The organism is Pseudomonas sp. P4_C8 (assembly GCF_056401975.1).
This window is the reverse complement of sequence record NZ_JBFUIH010000013.1, coordinates 15,045-34,138: the sequence shown is the minus strand read 5'-3', so window position 1 is coordinate 34,138 and position 19,094 is coordinate 15,045. Positions and strand designations below refer to the sequence as shown.

Annotated in this window: 17 protein-coding genes; 11 read left to right on the top strand and 6 right to left on the bottom strand. The window is 58.5% G+C overall.

The features are described 5' to 3' along the window. Positions 1–143 precede the first annotated feature (143 nt). Together AC1DWM_RS10535 and AC1DWM_RS10530 are read right to left on the bottom strand one after the other, a co-directional pair. The gene (locus tag AC1DWM_RS10535) at positions 144–998 is read right to left on the bottom strand and encodes a sulfurtransferase (protein WP_477795161.1); all 855 of its coding nucleotides are present in this window, start codon (positions 996–998) and stop codon (positions 144–146) included. 33 nt (positions 999–1,031) lie between these two features. Next, positions 1,032–1,703 carry a TetR/AcrR family transcriptional regulator gene (locus tag AC1DWM_RS10530; protein WP_477795160.1) on the bottom strand — a complete coding sequence of 224 codons (672 nt, stop codon included), beginning with the start codon at positions 1,701–1,703 and terminating at the stop codon, positions 1,032–1,034. Between the two features lie 146 nt (positions 1,704–1,849). Between AC1DWM_RS10530 and AC1DWM_RS10525 the strand changes: the two genes are divergently transcribed. The 5 genes from AC1DWM_RS10525 (at position 1,850) to AC1DWM_RS10505 (ending at position 6,525) form a co-directional block, all read left to right on the top strand. Beyond that, positions 1,850–3,280, top strand: coding sequence for a coniferyl aldehyde dehydrogenase (locus AC1DWM_RS10525; RefSeq protein ID WP_477795159.1), 1,431 nt, complete (start codon positions 1,850–1,852; stop codon positions 3,278–3,280). Positions 3,281–3,308: 28 nt separating this feature from the next. Then, on the top strand, positions 3,309–3,854 hold the full coding sequence (locus AC1DWM_RS10520; RefSeq protein WP_477795158.1) for a twin-arginine translocation pathway signal protein: 546 nt from the start codon (positions 3,309–3,311) through the stop codon (positions 3,852–3,854). 126 nt (positions 3,855–3,980) lie between these two features. After that, positions 3,981–5,576, top strand: a complete 1,596-nt coding sequence (locus AC1DWM_RS10515) for a GMC family oxidoreductase (protein ID WP_477795157.1) — start codon at positions 3,981–3,983, stop codon at positions 5,574–5,576. A gap of 115 nt (positions 5,577–5,691) precedes the next feature. Further along, entirely contained in the window at positions 5,692–6,171 is a 480-nt protein-coding gene (coaD, locus tag AC1DWM_RS10510; protein ID WP_007945531.1) for a pantetheine-phosphate adenylyltransferase, read from the top strand. A 102-nt stretch (positions 6,172–6,273) separates the two neighbouring features. Next, a complete protein-coding gene (locus tag AC1DWM_RS10505) occupies positions 6,274–6,525 on the top strand; it encodes a YfhL family 4Fe-4S dicluster ferredoxin (RefSeq protein ID WP_223517972.1) in 252 nt (83 codons plus the stop codon). A gap of 184 nt (positions 6,526–6,709) precedes the next feature. On the opposite strand, the gene mutM is transcribed toward AC1DWM_RS10505, so the two are convergent. Beyond that, positions 6,710–7,522, bottom strand: a complete 813-nt coding sequence (gene mutM, locus AC1DWM_RS10500; RefSeq protein ID WP_223517970.1) for a bifunctional DNA-formamidopyrimidine glycosylase/DNA-(apurinic or apyrimidinic site) lyase — start codon at positions 7,520–7,522, stop codon at positions 6,710–6,712. Between the two features lie 28 nt (positions 7,523–7,550). Next, complete coding sequence (locus AC1DWM_RS10495; RefSeq protein ID WP_223518208.1) at positions 7,551–8,366, bottom strand: HDOD domain-containing protein; 816 nt, start codon at positions 8,364–8,366, stop codon at positions 7,551–7,553. 230 nt (positions 8,367–8,596) lie between these two features. Between AC1DWM_RS10495 and AC1DWM_RS10490 the strand changes: the two genes are divergently transcribed. From AC1DWM_RS10490 to ilvD, 5 genes are all read left to right on the top strand, one after another. After that, complete coding sequence (locus tag AC1DWM_RS10490; protein ID WP_223517968.1) at positions 8,597–9,793, top strand: class I SAM-dependent rRNA methyltransferase; 1,197 nt, start codon at positions 8,597–8,599, stop codon at positions 9,791–9,793. A 423-nt stretch (positions 9,794–10,216) separates the two neighbouring features. Further along, positions 10,217–11,296, top strand: coding sequence for a SagB family peptide dehydrogenase (locus AC1DWM_RS10485; RefSeq protein WP_223518206.1), 1,080 nt, complete (start codon positions 10,217–10,219; stop codon positions 11,294–11,296). Beyond that, a complete protein-coding gene (locus AC1DWM_RS10480; protein ID WP_477795156.1) occupies positions 11,293–12,270 on the top strand; it encodes a diiron oxygenase in 978 nt (325 codons plus the stop codon). Before AC1DWM_RS10485 ends, AC1DWM_RS10480 begins: the two co-directional genes overlap by 4 nt. Continuing rightward, the gene (locus AC1DWM_RS10475) at positions 12,263–13,474 is read left to right on the top strand and encodes an MFS transporter (RefSeq protein ID WP_477795155.1); all 1,212 of its coding nucleotides are present in this window, start codon (positions 12,263–12,265) and stop codon (positions 13,472–13,474) included. The genes AC1DWM_RS10480 and AC1DWM_RS10475 overlap by 8 nt, the downstream gene beginning before the upstream one ends. Positions 13,475–13,732: 258 nt before the next feature. Continuing rightward, positions 13,733–15,574 carry a dihydroxy-acid dehydratase gene (ilvD, locus tag AC1DWM_RS10470; protein WP_477795154.1) on the top strand — a complete coding sequence of 614 codons (1,842 nt, stop codon included), beginning with the start codon at positions 13,733–13,735 and terminating at the stop codon, positions 15,572–15,574. 186 nt (positions 15,575–15,760) lie between these two features. On the opposite strand, the gene AC1DWM_RS10465 is transcribed toward ilvD, so the two are convergent. Then, on the bottom strand, positions 15,761–16,816 hold the full coding sequence (locus AC1DWM_RS10465) for an HAD family hydrolase (RefSeq protein ID WP_223517960.1): 1,056 nt from the start codon (positions 16,814–16,816) through the stop codon (positions 15,761–15,763). 242 nt (positions 16,817–17,058) lie between these two features. Between AC1DWM_RS10465 and AC1DWM_RS10460 the strand changes: the two genes are divergently transcribed. After that, on the top strand, positions 17,059–18,450 hold the full coding sequence (locus AC1DWM_RS10460; protein ID WP_477795153.1) for an L-cystine transporter: 1,392 nt from the start codon (positions 17,059–17,061) through the stop codon (positions 18,448–18,450). Positions 18,451–18,573: 123 nt separating this feature from the next. Here the strand turns inward: AC1DWM_RS10460 and AC1DWM_RS10455 are convergent, their stop codons facing one another. After that, positions 18,574–19,086 carry a dihydrofolate reductase gene (locus tag AC1DWM_RS10455; RefSeq protein ID WP_223517956.1) on the bottom strand — a complete coding sequence of 171 codons (513 nt, stop codon included), beginning with the start codon at positions 19,084–19,086 and terminating at the stop codon, positions 18,574–18,576. Between the last annotated feature and the right edge of the window lie 8 nt (positions 19,087–19,094).

The following is a 19,094-nucleotide window of genomic DNA, read 5'->3' as shown; positions in this document are numbered from 1 at the left end:
AGGCCAAAGACATCGATCAAGGCCGGAGATGAGCACCAGTGTGGGAGCGAGCCTGCTCGCGATAGCGATGTGTCATTCAGCTGAGATGTTGACTGGTACACCGCTATCGCGAGCAGGCTCGCTCCCACAGTGGGGGATTTGCGTTATTCGCCAGTGGCGATGCCGTGCGCGGGATCGTTGATCCACTCGCTCCACGATCCGGCATACAACGAACCCAACGGATAACCCGCCAGACACAGCGCGAACAGGTTATGGCACGCCGTCACGCCTGAACCGCAATACGCCACCAGATCGGTTGGCGAACGATCACCGAGTTTCGTGGCAAATCGCTGCTTGAGCTGATCAGCCGGCAGGAATCGTCCATCGCTGCCCAGGTTCTCATTGAACGCCGCACATTGCGCCCCCGGAATGTGCCCGGCAATCGGATCAATCGGCTCCACTTCGCCTTTGAAACGCGGCAAGGCGCGGGCGTCCAGCAAGGTCAGCGCCGGCTGGCCGAGACGCAACTGAAGTTGTTTGGCGCTCAAGATCAGCGCGTTGTCCGGGGTTCCGGTAAAGGTGCCGCGTTTGGTGTCGCATGCATCCAGGCTCAGCGGCAAACCTGCCGCGTGCCAGGCCTTGAGCCCGCCGTCCAAAATAAACACACCGTCACGCTTGCCCAGCCATACCAGCAACCACCAGGCCCGCGCCGCGTAGGCACCCGGGCCGTCATCGTACAAAACCACTTCGCTGTCGCCGTTGATGCCCCAGGCTTGCAGTCGTTCGACCAACGCTTCAGCGTCAGGCAGCGGATGACGCCCCGTCACGCCCTTGACCACCGGCCCACTCAAATCACGCTCAAGATCGGCAAACTTCGACCCGGCGATGTGCCCTTCGGCATAGCTGCGCTGGCCATAATCCGGGTCTTCGAGGGCAAAACGACAATCCAGAATCACCAATCCCGGCTCGTCCTTTTTCAGGTCCAGTGCTTGCGGGCTGATCAGTTGCGCAATGGGCATAGCGGGCTCCTGTGACTAAGTCGGTTTTAAATCCTAATGCACTTCTTCAAGGGCTTGGGCCAGCGGCACGTAAAACTCTTCGTACAACGCGTTCACTGCATCGCGAGACTGATCCGTCACGAAACCGGCCTCAAGCACCAGCACCTGATACACGCCCCGTTTGATGGCTTGCTCACTCAGGTGATTGGAGTTTTCCCGCGTGGTGCACAGAAACCGCACCCAGGACGTCAGGATGATCCACGCATTGAGCGTCAGGGACTCGATCTGCACCTTGTCCATTTGCAGGATGCCTGCTTCGACGAAGGCCGCGTAGATGTGCGTGCCATGGATCAGGCAACGCTGGGAAAACCGCCGATACCGGGCAGCGAGTTCCGGATCGCTGTCGAGCAAGTGCTCGAGATCGCGGTGCAAAAACCGGTAGCGCCACATGGCCGCCAGCAGTTCCTGAAGGTAGAAGCGCTTGTCGTCCACTGTGGACGCACGCCCCTGAGGTGGGCGCAAAAAGCTGTCCACCAGGCTTTCGTACTCACTGAACAGCACGGCGATGATCGCCTGCTTGTTGGGGAAGTGGTAGTACAGGTTGCCCGGTGAAATATCCATGTGGGCAGCAATGTGGTTGGTGCTGATACTGCGCTCACCCTGCTGATTGAACAGCTCCAGGCTGTTCTGCACGATGCGCTCGCTGGTTTTTATCCTAGGGGCCATGGCTTGAGCTTAAATTCAGAGTGCGATGACGGGCATCTTACGACCTATCAGCGAGTGGATAAAACAAAGCTGTTCGAGGATGTCATTTGACTTTCTAGAGTATAGACTCTAAAAAGGCCTTCATTACAATTAATCCGGAGCCGACAATGACTGCTGACATCGCCTACCTTCAGAACCTGAATCAGTCTCTGGAAGAACTGCAAACCCTGTTCGACGCACAACGCGCCGCTTACGCCGCCAACCCGATGCCGCCGGCCGCACAGCGCCAGCAATGGCTCAAGGCATTGCGCGACCTGTTGAACAGCGAACGCCAGGCGTTGATCGAGGCCATCAGCCAGGATTTCAGCCACCGCAGCGCCGATGAAACACTGCTAGCCGAGATAATGCCCAGCCTTCACGGCATTCATTACGCCAGCCAGCGCCTCAAAGGCTGGATGAAGGACTCGCGGCGCAAGGTGGGCATCGCTTTTCAGCCGGCGGCGGCCAAAGTTGTTTACCAACCGTTGGGCGTGGTCGGCGTGATCGTGCCGTGGAACTACCCGCTGTATCTGGCCATCGGCCCATTGGTGGGCGCGCTGTCGGCCGGTAATCGGGTGATGCTCAAACTCAGCGAATCGACTCCGGCCACCGGTTTGCTGCTCAAGGAATTGCTCGCTCGGGTCTTCCCACAAGATCTGGTAAGCGTCGTGCTGGGCGAAGCCGATATCGGCGTAGCGTTCTCTCGCCTGCCTTTCGATCACCTGCTATTCACCGGTGCCACCAGCATCGGCAAACACGTGATGCGTGCGGCGGCCGAGAACCTCACCCCGGTGACCCTCGAACTCGGCGGCAAGTCCCCGGCCATCGTGTCCCACGATGTGCCACTCAAAGACGCAGCCGAACGTATCGCCTTCGGCAAGACCCTGAATGCCGGGCAAACCTGCGTGGCCCCGGATTACGTACTGGTGCCGCAAGACCGTGTAGACGGTTTCATCGACGCCTATCGCCAAGTGATTCGCGGTTTTTATCCGACACTGGCGGACAACCCGGACTACACCGCCATCATCAACGAGCGGCAACTGGCGCGTCTCAACGGCTACATCACAGATGCCACCAGTAAAGGGGCGCAGTTGATTCCGCTGTTCGATCAGGGGCAGGGCCGTCGCATGAGCCACAGCCTGCTGCTCAACGTCACTGACGACATGACGGTGATGCAGGACGAAATCTTCGGTCCCCTGCTGCCCATCGTGCCGTACAAGAATCTGGACGAGGCGTTTGCCTACATCAACCAACGCCCTCGCCCACTGGCGCTGTATTACTTCGGCTACGACAAGCGCGAACAAAACCGCGTGCTCCACGAAACCCACTCCGGGGGTGTCTGCCTCAATGACACCCTGCTGCACGTCGCTCAGGACGACATGCCGTTTGGTGGCATCGGCGCCTCGGGCATGGGCCATTACCACGGCCACGAAGGCTTCCTCACCTTCAGCAAGGCCAAAGGTGTGTTGATCAAACAGCGCTTCAACGCATCGAAGCTGATCTACCCGCCGTACGGAAAATCCATTCAGAAACTGATCCAGAAGCTGTTTATCCGCTAACGATCACCAACACCGGGTAACAACAATAATGAACCCAAGCTTGACCGACACACCCGCGCTGTCACGGCGCGGCCTGCTGAAATTCAGCCTCGGCGCGAGCGCCTTTCTGGCCACGGCCGGATTGGGCGCGAGCCTCAGCGGCTGCTCGTCGAGCACTCCGGCGACCGGCTTCACGCTGCTGCGTAGCGGCGACCTGCTGTTTTTGCGGGCACTGATCCCGGTGATGCTCGAAGGTGCTGTCACGGCCGAAAAAATGTCGGCCTCGGTCGACCAGACCTTGCACAGCCTGGATAACAGCCTGAATCACCTGTCACCAGAAATGCTCAAGCTGACCCAGCAATTGTTCGATGTGCTGGGGATGGCCGTGACTCGCGGACCGCTGACCGGCATCTGGGGCAGCTGGGAAAACGCCAGCGCTGATGACATCCGGCACTTCCTTGATCGATGGGAAAACAGCTCGTTGGGCTTGTTGCGCATGGGGCATAGCTCGTTGCTGCAACTGGTGATGATGGCGTGGTACAGCCGGGCGGAATCGTGGGCGCACTGCGGGTATCCCGGGCCGCCCACAGTCTGAAACCGAGTCGACCCTATCGCGAGCAGGCTCGCTCCCACAAGGGATCGCGTACCCCCTGTGGGAGCTAGCCTGCTCGCGATAGCGCCCGGAAGAACACCCAAAAAATAACTACAAGAGAACCTGAGAATGCCTGTACCCGATCCGTTCCGAGAAGGCCTGTCCCGTGGCTGGAAAACCTACAATGGCTCGCAACTGACCCAAGACCTGACCCTCGAAGCGGACGTGGCGATCATCGGCAGCGGTGCTGGCGGTGGTACCACGGCTGAAATCCTCAGCGCAGCCGGCTACAAGGTGCTGCTGATCGAAGAAGGCCCGCTCAAGACCAGCAGCGACTTCAAGATGCTCGAAGGCCCGGCCTACACCAGCCTCTACCAGGAAGGGATCGGGCGGATGAGCAAGGATGGCGCGATTACCATCCTTCAGGGTCGGGCGGTGGGTGGCACCACGCTGATCAACTGGACGTCCAGCTTTCGCACGCCAGCCCAAACGCTTGAACACTGGGCCAAGGAACACGATGTCAAAGGCCACACTCCAGCCGAAATGGCGCCGTGGTTCGAGAAAATGGAACAACGTCTCGGCGTCGCACCGTGGATGGTGCCACCCAACGCCAACAACGACGTGATCCGCAAAGGCTGTGAAAAACTCGGCTACAGCTGGCACGTCATCCCGCGCAACGTACGCGGTTGCTGGAACCTCGGCTATTGCGGCATGGGCTGCCCGACCAACGCCAAGCAATCGATGCTGGTCACGACCATTCCGGCAACGCTGGAAAAAGGCGGCGAGCTGTTGTATCTGACCCGCGCGGAAAAACTGTCGATCAAGGACGGCAAAGTCACTGGTTTGCACTGTGTGGCGATGGACGACCGTTGCGTCGCGCCGACCGGCCGCACGATCACGGTCAAGGCACGACACTACGTACTGGCCGGTGGCGGGATCAACAGCCCGGGGCTTCTCTTGCGCTCTGACGCACCGGATCCGCACAAACGCCTGGGCAAACGCACGTTCCTGCATTTGGTGAACATGTCCGCCGGGCTGTTCGACGAGGTGATCAACCCGTTCTACGGCGCGCCGCAGTCGATCTATTCCGACCATTTCCAATGGCAGGACGGCACCACCGGCAAGATGTCCTACAAACTTGAAGTGCCGCCCCTGCACCCGGCATTGGCAACAACCCTGCTCGGCGGTTTTGGCAAGGAAAACGCCCAGCACATGGAGCATCTACCCCATACCCACGCCATGCTCGCGTTGCTGCGCGACGGTTTCCACCCGGACAGCCCCGGCGGCAGTGTCGAACTGCGTAGCGACAATACGCCCGTGCTCGACTATCAAGTCTCGCCCTACACCTGGGAAGGCTTGCGCCGAGCCTTCCACAGCATGGCCGAGATCCAGTTCGCCGGTGGCGCCAAAGCGGTGATGCCGATGCACGCCGATGCTCGCTACGTGAAATCCCTGGCCGAAGCGCGCTCGCTGATCGATGGTTTGAGCCTTGAGTTGTATCGCACTCGCTTGGGCAGCGCCCACGTGATGGGCGGTTGTGCGATGGGTGAAGACCCGAAAAACGCCGTCACCGACAGCCTCGGCCGTCATCACCAGCTCAGCAACCTGTCAGTCCATGATGGCTCGCTGTTTCCCACCAGCATTGGCGCAAACCCGCAATTGTCGATCTATGGGCTGACGGCACAACTGGCCACTTCACTGGCCGAGCGTTTAAAAAATCCATGAAAAGGGGGAATATTCTTATCGTCTATAGTGCTTTCTTACCCAACAGGCGACTTGGCCGACCGGGAAGGCTGCGATACCATCCGACTCCCCAACGGACTCCCGCCAGGACGACGCGATGAACCGAGTGTTGTACCCAGGTACCTTCGACCCTATTACCAAGGGCCATGGCGACTTGGTCGAACGCGCCGCGCGCCTGTTCGATCATGTGATCATTGCCGTTGCCGCCAGCCCCAAGAAAAACCCGTTGTTTCCTCTGGAACAACGCGTGGAGCTGGCCCGCGAGGTCACTAAACATCTGCCGAACGTTGAAGTCGTCGGTTTCTCGACGCTGCTCGCGCACTTCGCCAAAGAGAAGAATGCCAACGTGTTCTTGCGTGGTTTGCGCGCAGTGTCGGACTTCGAATACGAATTCCAGCTGGCCAACATGAACCGCCAACTGGCACCGGATGTGGAAAGCCTTTTTCTCACACCGTCCGAGCGTTATTCGTTCATTTCCTCGACGCTGGTCCGTGAAATCGCAGCGCTTGGCGGCGATATCACCAAGTTCGTCCACCCTGCGGTGGCCGACGCCCTCACCGAACGCTTCAAGAAGTAACGACCGCTTAATCGGCGCCTGCGTGCACTACAGGCGCCAATGCGGCACAATTGTGCGCATTGGTTTATTGCGCCTGGGCCTGCCGCCCTGGCTGGAGTTAGCATGTCCCTGATCATCACCGACGATTGCATCAATTGCGACGTCTGCGAACCCGAGTGCCCGAACGCCGCCATTTCCCAAGGCGAAGAGATCTACGTGATCGACCCGAACCTGTGCACGCAGTGTGTCGGCCACTACGACGAACCTCAGTGCCAGCAAGTGTGCCCGGTGGATTGCATTCCTCTGGACGAAGCGCATCCGGAGACTGCAGACGAGTTGATGGAGAAGTACCGGAAGATTACCGGTAAGGCTTGAGATTTTAGCTGCCGGWCCTGACGCCTTCGTCGGAACGCCGCYCGGAGCMRGCTCGCTCCTACATTAGACCGTATTTCCCTTGTAGGAGCTGGCTTGCCAGCGAAGAGGCCATCAGCCACGCCAAAGATGCAACTGCGTCCTTACGCCAGGCAGAGAGAACACTGACTATAGACCGCAGGAACTCTCAGCTCTGACAGCGAGGGCAAAAGACGCTGGCGCGCTGCCCGAGTTTCACATCCCGCAGTTCCGTGCCGCAGACCTTGCAGGGCTCATGGCCTCGGCCGTACACGAACAGTTCCTGCTGGAAGTAACCCGGCTGGCCGTCTCCCCCGATAAAGTCGCGCAACGTGGTGCCGCCGCGCTCGATGGCAGCGGCCAGGATGCGTTTGATCTCGATCGCCAGTTTCAAATAACGCGCCCGGGAAATGCTCTTGGCTTCGCGGCGCGGATCGATGCCGGCGGCGAATAGCGCTTCGGTCGCGTAGATATTGCCGACGCCCACCACCACCGCGTTATCCATGATGAACGGCTTGACCGCCATGGAGCGCCCGCGAGACTGCTGGAACAAGCGCTCGCCGTCGAACAGGTCGGTCAACGGTTCCGGTCCCAGGCGAATCAGCAATTCGTGGTTATACGGGTCGAGACTCCAGAGCATCGCGCCAAACCGTCGCGGGTCGGTGTAACGCAGCGCCAGGCCGGACTCCAGTTCGATGTCCACATGCTCATGCTTGGCCGCCGGCAGGCCGGCTTCCACCAGCCTTAAATTCCCCGACATACCCAAATGGCTAATCAGCGTGCCGACTTCGGCATTGATCAACAGGTACTTCGCGCGCCTTTCCACCAGCACGATGCGCTGCCCGGACAGCCGCACGTCAAGGTCTTCCGGAATCGGCCAGCGCAAGCGCCGGTCACGCACGATCACTCGGCTGACCCGTTGGCCTTCCAGGTGCGGCGCAATCCCGCGGCGGGTGGTTTCGACTTCTGGCAGTTCAGGCATGTTGCTCTCGAATCAGGCTATCCAACACTCAGCGGTGAGTGCCGAGGTCGCGAATCGTTTGCTTGAGCGTCTCGAAGTCATAGTCCGAGAGGCCGACATAATCGAGCACCAGATGCCCGATGCTGTTCCACTCGTGGTCTTCGGCCTGGTTACCCAATACCCGATAAGACGCACAAATGTGTTCGGCCATCTTGAGGATCGCCAGCAGGTTCTTGAGCTGGGCATTGCGCGACGACTCATCGCTGAAGATCGCCAACGCATTGTGGTGATTGGCGATAGCGGCGGTCACATGATCCGGCAGACGCCAGGACTTGGCGGTGTAGTAACCCACCACCGCATGGTTGGTGTTAAACGCCCGGTTCTCAGTGTCCACCACCCGGCATTCGGTACTGGCGTTAGCATACGCCTCTTCCAGAACCGTCATGTATTGCGGGAAACGCTGAAGCATCAACGGCACACCGCAATCGTGGAACAACCCCAGGGCGTACGCTTCATCGCCGGCCTGAGCGCCAATGCGCTTGGCCAGCGTCAGGCAGGTCATCGCCACGTCTTGAGCCGTATCCCAGAAGCGGTTCAACGTGACAATGGTGTCGTCATTCATCTCACCCTTGATCGACTGCGCGTTGATCAGGTTGATAATTGAACGGCTGCCCAGCAGGTTCACCGCACGCTGGATCGAGGCGATCTTGTTGCTCAATCCGTAATACGGCGAGTTGACGATTTTCAGCAAAGCGCCAGAGAGGCCCGGGTCTTGGGAGATCAGCTTCGCGATCACTTCCAGGTCCGGGTCGGGCATGTACTGCTCCATCTGCAAATCCACCATGATTTGCGGCTGGGCGGGCACGCTGATGCCTTGCAGGGACTGTTGAATCTGTTCGGTAGTCAGCTCTTGGGACATATGTACACACTCTGGGTCAGGCGCAGATTCTAGCTTCTAAAATTTGGATCCGACACCTTGGACGGTGCATCTGCTGAAGTTTCATCTCCGCCCGTGGCCTTCACCGCATGTCTATCCGCCAAACCGTGGCCTTGCGCAACACGCTATACTCCCGCTCTTTTTTCCGGAGCGACGTCATGTCCCTGCCTAGCCTGCGCCTCAAAGCCAACGCCGACCGTCGCCTGCGAAATGGCCACTTGTGGGTCTACAGTAACGAAATCGATGTAGCCGCCACTCCTTTGCACGGTTTCAAGGCTGGTGACCAGGCGATCCTCGAAGCCGCCGGCGGCAAGCCGCTGGGCATCGTTGCCATGAGCCCGAACAACCTGATCTGCGCCCGTCTGTTGTCGCGCGACATCAAGTTGCCGCTGGACAAGTCGTTGCTAGTTCACCGCATCAACGTCGCCCTGTCGCTGCGCGATCGTCTGTTCGACAAGCCGTTCTATCGTCTGGTCTACGGCGACTCCGACCTGCTGCCAGGTCTGGTGGTCGACCGTTTCGGCGACATCCTGGTGGTGCAGATCGCCTCGGCGACCATGGAAGCCCATAAAGAAGACGTGATTGCCGCGTTGACCCAAGTGCTCAAGCCAAGCGGCATTCTGTTCAAGAATGACTCCGCCGCCCGTGATGCCGAAGGCCTCAACCGCTACGTCGAAACCGTGTTCGGCCTGGTACCGGAGTGGGTGGCGCTGGAAGAAAACGGCGTGAAATTCGAAGCACCGGTCATGCAAGGCCAGAAAACCGGCTGGTTCTACGACCACCGCATGAACCGCGCACGCCTGGCCCCGTATGCCAAAGGCAAACGCGTGCTGGACCTGTACAGCTACATCGGTGGCTGGGGTGTGCAAGCTGCCGCGTTTGGCGCCAGTGAAGTATTCTGCGTCGATGCTTCAGCCTTCGCCCTCGACGGCGTCGAGCGTAACGCCACGCTGAACGGTTTCGCCGACAAAATGACCTGCATTGAAGGCGACGTGTTCGAAGCCCTGAAAGAGCTCAAAGCCAGCGAAGAACGTTTCGACGTGATCGTGGCCGACCCTCCGGCCTTCATCAAACGCAAGAAAGACATGAAGAACGGTGAAGGCGCCTACCGCCGCCTGAACGAGCAAGCCATGCGCCTGCTCAGCAAGGACGGCATCCTGGTGAGTGCTTCGTGCTCGATGCACCTGCCCGAAGATGACCTGCAAAACATCCTGCTGACCAGCGCCCGCCACCTGGACCGCAATATCCAGCTACTGGAGCGTGGCGGTCAGGGCCCGGACCACCCGGTTCACCCGGCCATCGCCGAGACTCGCTACATCAAGAGCATCACCTGCCGCCTGCTGCCAAACAGCTGATTACGCCGGTTTGACGGGGAGCCGATCGGCTCCCCGTTCTATTATCTGATATTCAACCCTACAACTTCCTACACTTGCAGTCCTGGTGACTTGCAGGACGTTTCTCTGTGTTTTTGATTTTAAAGAATACGCCTTACAAAACTCATTCACACTCTCGATTCATCCGACAAAACTACTAGAACATTCCTACTCAATCTCTCCTTGATAAGAGCGCATTAGTAACTATGATTGAGTTGTCACATTGGAGTGACGATCACTATCAATTACAAGGAGTTCCAAAAATGAAAGCAATTACTCTGGAAGCTAACAACATCGCCAACCTGGCTTTTCTGGTTGCGCCAAAAGCCCGTTAAGTAAATGAAGCGCTGGGGAGTGCCGGCTACCCAGCGTTATCTATGAAAACTCCAGAGTGAACCACCCATCATGCAGATAAACCCTTACCTCTTCATACTTCCTCGCACGCCAGGCCAAATAGTGTGGGATTACAAAAACCACAAACAGTATGAGTTGGATCTTGAGCATTCAATCCGACTGGCAGAACTTATCAACAAACCGAACAGATTCAATAATAAAAACAGCATAGACATGCAACTTCTTGAAGCAGGAATACTGACCACAGCAACACCTTCTGCTATTGAGTGGGGCTGGGATGATCTGTCGAAAATATTCCATATCGGCACCAAGAACATTCCCTGCCAACACACCCCACAAGATATTCATGAATGGTCCAGAGAATATCTGAATCATTGCAGCGAAGTCCTGGCCACACCGATCCCAGACACGCGACTGGCGGAACGCCTGGCAGACGAGTTGATTACGCTGCCGAAACCTTCATGGCTGCCGGAAAGCACTCTGGCTAACACCCTGATCGACCGAAAAACCTGCCGAACCTTCACCGGGGACACGCTCTCATTCGAAGCGGTCAGCACGCTGCTTTACTTGTCCCTGGGCTACTTGCGAGAACGTGAAGACGACATCGACGAAAGCATTGCCGAAGGACTCGACGCCCGGCGTACCAGTCCTTCCGGGGGTGGGCTGAACGCTTGTGAAGGCTTCCTTCTTGTACAAAATGTCAGCGGCCTGAAGCCCGGGCTCTATGCCTACCATCCAACCGAGCATGCGTTGAGCTTCGTCAATCCACTGCCCTGCCGGCCATTGGGTCAACTGCTGTGCGGGCAACACTTCATTAATAACCTGCCGGTGGGCCTGTTCATCACCAGTCGATTCGACAAACTATGGTGGAAATATGAACACTCGCGCGCTTATCGAATGGCCTATGTAGAAGCCGGGCATATTTCCCAGACCTTCCAGTTGGTGGCCACCGCGCTGGGATTGAACACCTGGCTGACCGGAGCGCTGACAGACGATCGGGTCGAAACGCTGCTGGGCCTCAATGACAGCCCGGAACAGCCTTTGTTTTTTGTCGGTTGCGGCAAGAGCGACGGGGAGGCGCTGTGCAAGGAATTGAAAGCGCTGCTAAGCCGTCAGGATTCCCAATCATGACGGACTCGCTCCTTGAACAAGCAACGCTTCCCACCGGCTGGGCCGATCGCTTCACCCTCGGCGACTGGGATAACCGCGCCGCCGTGCGAACCAGCAAGCACACCTATTTATTGCCGCCTGATATTGAACAGCAACTGGAAACCCGGCATTGGTTCCCGCCGGCCTTCCTGTCTTATTTGAGTCACCCGGCAGTCAAAGACGCCAGCCGGTCGATCACTCATCGACTATCGGCCAATCATCTGGTGTATTTCCTCGACTACACCACCTTGCTCGAACACCGCATCGTCAACCGATCTGTCGAAACCATCGTCCATGACGAACTCGGTGTGAGCATTCCACAGCGGATGAAAAACGCCGCGCTGCAGCTTTACACCGACGAGGGGTATCACGCCCTCGTTTCCAATGGCCTCGCCGAACAGATTGCCGCGTTCTACGGCATTTTCGATCGGCCCGTCATGCCGCAGCGAATCATCCGACTGAACGCCCTGCTCGAGCGCACACCTGACAGGCACAAGCCACTGGCCTGGTTCCTCACCGGCTTCGTCTCCGAGACAATCATCGCCAAGGATCTGCTCGACATCTGTCGCGATGCGTTGGTGGACGGCGTTCAGGAAATGCTCAGGGACCACCTCGCCGACGAGGCGCGACACAGTCGCTATTTCTGCGAAGTGTTCCATTATCTGTGGCTGCACCTGACCAGCGCACAACGCCTGTTCTGCGCTGGCCTGCTGCCGGAGCTCATTCGGGTTTTCTTTGAAGTCGATGAGCGCTGGCTGAGGGCGAGCCTTCGCTTTGTCGGCCTCGGCGAGACAGCCTGCCTGGAAATCATCGAAGGACTGTCCGACGCGCAAGCCACCCTGCAACGGGCCCGCTCGGGCGTCAGCGCCACCCTGAGCGCCCTGAAAAAAGCAGGATTCTTCGACCTGCCTTACAACCGGCAACTCTTCACCAGAGCCGGGCTTCTTGATGAATAAAGAAAACGATATAGCCCACGTCAAAAAACGGCGGGCCACCATCATTCTGTTGATGACCATGACGCTGCTGGGTGTTTTCCCCCTCGACGTCGTGCTCCCGTCCTTTCCCGATCTGGCTGGCTACTTCCAGACCTCACCGTCCGAGATTTCCCTGTCCGTCAGCGTGTTCGCCATCAGTCTGGCACTGTCCGTGATGCTGGTCGGGCCATTGTCGGATGCGTGGGGACGCAAGAAACTGCTGCTGGGGGGTATTGCCATCGCGGCAATTGGAACGGTTGGCTGCGTGCTCGCCAGCGACTACCGCTGGTTTCTGGGGTTTCGCATGGTTCAGGCGATTGGTTGCGGGTCATTTTCATTGTCGCAGGCACTGATCCAGGATCTGTTCGTCGGGCGTGAACGGGAGCGCATCAGGATCTGGATGGTGACGGGGGGCGGGGTGTTCATTTCAATTTCGCCCCTGCTGGGAACCTGGCTGCAATCGTGCCTTGGCTGGCAAGGCAGTTTTTATGTATTCATTGCACTGGCGGTTGTTGCCTGGGTCGGCGCCTACCGGTTACTCAAGCAAGTCTCGCCTGTCCGTAGCGCAGCACACACGGGGTTTTTCAGAGCCTATTGGCGCTTATGTTCGGATGTACGTTTCATGGGTTACTGGTTGATTTCGGCTCTGGCCTTCGCCTGCCATTTTTCGTTCATCGTTTCTTCACCCATCATCTTCATGGAGCGTCTGGCGCTCTCGCCGTATGAATTCGCCTGGGCGTTGCTGCTATATGGCGTGGCGTACGTATTCGGAGGGGTATTAGCCAGCGTGTTGCATCGATACCTGCAAGCCAACACCCAGATCGTTATCGGCCTGGGCCTGATCGTCGTTTCAGGCGGGCTCATGCTGTGGCTGACTCGCCAGTTCGGTCTTTCTGCGGCGACGGTGTTGATCTCCATGCTGGTTTGCACCATGGGTACCACCATTGCCAGACCAATCGCAAACTCCATAGCCATGAGTCTCTACCCGGAAAATGCCGGGGCCTCCACCTCAGTCGGGGGCATGCTGATTTTCATGTTCGGCGGTGTGACCAGTTCGGTAATCAATTTGATGCCCGAAAACCTGACCACGACGCTGGCTCTGGGCTTTCTGACACTGAGCGTTGCAGGGCTTGGAGTGAACGCAGTGATCAATCACAAGACTCAACAAGCACTCAATACGGGGTGATACGTGCCAGTCGTCATCCCGCACGCTCCGTCTGCACTGGATACACGCTTCCCGGCATTCCCTCCTGACGCCAGCCGTGTAGAATCGCGACATTCATCGCCAGTCATCCCCCGGCGGGTTTATGAGCTCAAGCTGAAGCGCGCGGCGATCCCGCAAAGTTATCGGCAACTTCCGGACACACGGCCATTTCTGAGTGTTCCAGACGTCAATAGAAGCTCACTTCCCTTTTGATACCTGATTAGCCGCCCGGAGTGCTTCATGCCTGATTACCGCTCGAAAACATCCACCCACGGCCGCAACATGGCCGGTGCCCGCGCATTGTGGCGCGCCACGGGGATGAAAGATGACGACTTCAAAAAGCCGATCATCGCCATTGCCAACTCCTTCACCCAGTTCGTACCGGGCCACGTCCACCTCAAGGACCTGGGCCAACTGGTCGCCCGCGAAATCGAGCGCGCTGGCGGTGTCGCCAAAGAATTCAACACCATTGCTGTCGATGACGGCATCGCCATGGGCCACGACGGCATGCTGTATTCGCTGCCGAGCCGCGAGATCATCGCCGACTCCGTCGAGTACATGGTCAACGCCCACTGCGCCGACGCCATCGTCTGTATCTCCAACTGCGACAAGATCACCCCAGGCATGCTGATGGCGTCCCTGCGCCTGAACATCCCGGTGATCTTCGTCTCCGGCGGCCCGATGGAAGCCGGCAAGACCAAACTGGCCAGCCACGGTCTCGACCTCGTCGACGCCATGGTGATCGCCGCCGACTCCAGCGCTTCTGACGAGAAAGTCGCTGAGTACGAGCGCAGCGCCTGCCCGACGTGCGGTTCGTGCTCCGGCATGTTCACCGCAAACTCGATGAACTGCCTGGTTGAAGCCCTGGGCCTGGCATTGCCGGGCAACGGTTCGACCCTGGCCACCCACAGCGACCGCGAGCAATTGTTCCTGCAAGCTGGCCGCACCATCGTCGAACTGTGCAAGCGTTACTACGGCGAGAACGACGAATCGGTACTGCCGCGCAACATTGCCAACTTCAAGGCGTTTGAAAACGCCATGACGCTGGACATCGCCATGGGCGGCTCCACCAACACCATCCTGCACTTGCTGGCCGCGGCCCAGGAAGCCGAGATCGATTTCGACCTGCGCGACATCGACCGTCTGTCCCGTCACGTTCCGCAACTGTGCAAAGTCGCGCCGAACATCCAGAAGTACCACATGGAAGACGTTCACCGTGCCGGCGGGATCTTCAGCATCCTCGGCTCGCTGGCCCGTGGCGGGTTGCTGCACACCGACCTGCCGACCGTGCACAGCAAGACCCTGGCCGAAGGCATTGCCAAGTGGGACATCACCCAGACCAACGATGAAGCGGTGCATCACTTTTTCAAGGCCGGCCCGGCAGGCATTCCGACGCAAACCGCGTTCAGCCAGTCGACCCGTTGGGAAACCCTGGATGACGACCGTGAAAACGGCTGCATCCGCAGTGTCGAGCACGCTTACTCGAAAGAAGGCGGCCTGGCCGTTCTGTACGGCAACATTGCGCTGGACGGCTGCGTGGTGAAAACCGCTGGCGTCGACGAATCGATCCACGTCTTCGAAGGCAACGCGAAGATCTTCGAAAGCCAGGACAGCGCCGTGCGCGGCATCCTCGCTGACGAAGTGAAGGCCGGCGACATCGTGATCATTCGTTACGAAGGTCCGAAAGGCGGCCCGGGCATGCAGGAAATGCTGTACCCGACGTCCTACCTGAAATCCAAAGGCCTGGGCAAAGCCTGCGCCCTGCTCACCGACGGCCGCTTCTCCGGCGGCACCTCGGGCCTGTCCATCGGCCACGCTTCGCCAGAAGCAGCTGCCGGTGGCGCAATTGGTCTGGTGCAGGACGGCGACAAAGTGCTGATCGACATTCCGAACCGCTCGATCAACCTGTTGATCAGTGACGAAGAAATGGCTGGCCGTCGCGCCGAGCAGGATCAGAAAGGCTGGAAGCCTGTGGAAAAACGTCCACGCAAGGTGACCACCGCACTGAAAGCCTACGCCCTGCTGGCGACCAGCGCCGACAAGGGTGCCGTGCGTAACAAGGCGATGCTCGACGGGCTGTAATACTTAACCCTCGAACAAAAAATGCCCCGCCAAGTGCGGGGCATTTTTTTGACCAAAATCCTCCTAACACCGGAGATCAACTGTAGGAGCGAGCCTGCTCGCGATAACGGAGTGTCAGGCAACATCTATGGTGACAGACACTCCGTTATCGCGAGCAGGCTCACTCCTACATTAGGACTTCGGTGCTTACTGGATTTCTTCCGGCTTCACGATCACCCAGTTCTTGTCCGCCGTAACCTCCAGCCCTTCCTTAGCTTGGGCCGCGGCGTTTGTGGCCATCATGCCGTTAATCTGGGTCATGTATTTGTCTTTGCGATTGACCCACAAGTGGATGCCGCCCTTGTTCACGTCGACGCTGTGGAACAGCATGTAACCGTCGCTGCTCGGGGTGTCGCCGCCGACCAGCACGGGTTTTTTCCACTGATCGATGTAGGTCAGGATCGCCGCCTGTTTACCGGCCATCCAGGTCGCCGGGGTCCACAGGTACGGGGTCAGTTCGAGACCGAGGTTAGCCTTCTCGTCATACTTGCCAGCAGTGATCTGTTTGCGCGCGGTGGTCAGTTCGCCGGACTTCGGGTCCTTGAGCAACAGGCTCACGCCGATGACGTTCTGCGGTTTGACGTTGTAGCCGTACTTCGGATCGGAGGCGACCATGCGCACCAGCTCTTCAGAGGCGGCGGTCATCACGTAGACCTCGATGCCGTTCTCCATCAGTTTGTTGTACAGCTCTTTCTGGCCGGTGAAGATTTTCGGCGGGTTGACGTCGAGTTTTTTGACGACGTCGCCTTCGTAGTAAGTGGCCGGCACCGGTTTGCCGGACGCCATCAACTCATCGACATAACCTTTGAGTTCTTTGAGGGTGAAACCGGAGAACACCTGGGCGACCCATGGGTAGCACACCATGTCGTCGATTTCACAGAGACGGTAGTAGTAGCTGAACAGGCTTTCCTTGTGGTCGGCGGTGTCTTTGAACGGAATCAGCTTCAGGGAGGGGTCCAGTTTGTCGCGGGTGATCAGGCCCTTGTTCTCCATGAACGGCAGCAGCGATTCTTCCAGGTCGTAGCGGTAACTGGTGTTGTCCATGTCGAACACCGCGTAGTTACCTTTGTTGGCGTTGGCGGCAATCATTGCGTCCAGCGCCTTGGCCTGATCGGCCGGCCAGTGTTTCAAGTCGGTGGCGAGTACCTGGCCGGCAAGGCCCAGGCAAAGTGCTGCAGCCAGTAATTTTGGTACGAGTTTCATCGACGATTCTCCCTGAATGTGAAAGACGTCGACGCTAACAAATATGTGTGACAGTCCTCGTCTGTCAGCGACCGTTAGCGTACCTATTGCGCCAGCTGCATCTCTGTAAGCGACGCGCCCTTATTCCAAAAACGACAGTTAACCTCTGTTTTCGGTATTAATTCATTAGATATCAAGCTGTTAGGATTCCCGGTTCGCAGCTGTCTAGGAAGGCAGCCAGCACAAGTCTTATTGGAGTCCTTATGAATCTGCCGCTGATTCTCAATCTGCTGGTGTTCCTCGCCCTGCTGTTTGGCCTGGCACAAACCCGTCACACCACCTGGAGCCTGGCGAAAAAAGTCCTGCTCGCCCTGGTGCTGGGCGTGGTGTTCGGTGTGTCTCTGCACACCGTTTACGGTGCTGGCAACCCGGTACTGAAAGCCTCGATCGGCTGGTTCGATCTGGTGGGCAACGGTTACGTGCAGCTGCTGCAAATGATCGTAATCCCGCTGGTGTTCGCCTCGATCCTCAGCGCCGTGGCCCGTCTGCACAACGCGTCGTCCCTGGGCAAGATCAGCTTCCTGACCATCGGCACGCTGCTGTTCACCACCACCCTTGCGGCGTTGATCGGTATCGGTTTGACCAACCTGTTTGGCTTGACCGCTGAAGGCCTGGTGGCCGGCACCCAGGAACTGGCGCGCCTGCAAACCATCCAGAGCGACTACGCCGGCAAGGTCGCCGACCTGAACGTGCCGCAACTGCTGCTCTCGTTCATTCCGCAAAACCCGTTTGCCGATCTGGCTCGGGCCAAGCCGACTTCGATCATCAGCGTGGTGATTTTTGCTGCGTTCCTCGGGGTCGCCGCCTTGCAATTGCTGAAGGATGACGTCGAGAAAGGTCAGAAAGTGATCAACGCCATCGACACCCTGCAAGCCTGGGTGATGCGCTTGGTGCGTCTGGTAATGAAGCTGACCCCGTACGGCGTGTTGGCACTGATGACCAAAGTGGTTGCCGGCTCCAACCTGCAAGACATCATCAAGCTCGGCAGTTTTGTCGTGGTGTCCTACATCGGCCTGGGCTTGATGTTTGTGGTCCATGGCGTGCTGGTGTCGGCAGCCGGGATCAACCCGTTGCGGTTCTTCCGCAAGGTCTGGCCGGTGCTGACGTTTGCCTTTACCAGCCGATCGAGCGCGGCGACGATTCCGTTGAGCATTGAAGCGCAGACCAGCCGTTTGGGCATTCCTCAGTCCATCGCCAGTTTTGCCGCGTCGTTCGGCGCGACCATTGGCCAGAATGGCTGTGCCGGTCTGTACCCGGCGATGTTGGCGGTCATGGTGGCGCCGACCGTGGGCATTAACCCCATGGACCCACTGTGGATTGCGACGCTGGTGGCGATTGTGACGCTGAGCTCGGCCGGTGTGGCGGGCGTGGGCGGTGGCGCGACGTTTGCCGCACTGATCGTGCTGCCGGCGATGGGCTTGCCGGTGTCACTGGTGGCGTTGCTGATTTCGGTCGAGCCGCTGATTGATATGGGGCGGACGGCGCTGAATGTCAGTGGTTCGATGACGGCGGGGGCGATTACCAGCCAGATCATGCAGCAGACTGATAAAGAGTTGCTGGATGCGGATGAGCATCCGGAGTTGGCTCACGCTTAAGTCTTGTGGCGGCTGGGCGGGCCTCTTCGCGGGCAAGCCCGGCTCCTACAGGGTTTTGAGGTGAAACACACATTGTGTGAACACCACTTGACCCTGTAGGAGCCGAGCTTGCTCGCGATGCTTTTAGGCTTTTTCCCAGACTTCGAAGTTGTACGCTGGCTTGTCATCCACCGCCGGGTTTTCAGTGATCGACACCAACTTCCACTCCGTCAAATCAAACTCCGGAAACCACGCATCCCCGTCCGGGCTCAGCGCCACGCGCGTCAGATACAACCGATCCGCCTGCGCCATCCCCTGCGCATACAACTGCGCACCGCCTATCAACATCAGCTCATCGACGCCCTGCTCCTTCGCCCATTCTTCGGCGCGAACTACCGCAGCTTCCAGCGACGGGTAAACCTCGGCGCCTTCCAGCACCAGATCCACTTGACGGCTGACCACGATGTTCAGCCGGCCCGGCAGTGGACGCCCGAGGGAATCCCAGGTCTTGCGACCCATGATGATCGGCTTGCCGAGGGTGGTGGCCTTGAAATATTTGAAGTCCCCCGGCAAGTGCCAGGGCATGCTGTTGTCGACGCCGATCACGCGGTTTTCACCGAGGGCTGCGATCAGGCTGAGGGGGAGTGATTTAGTCATGCCGACGA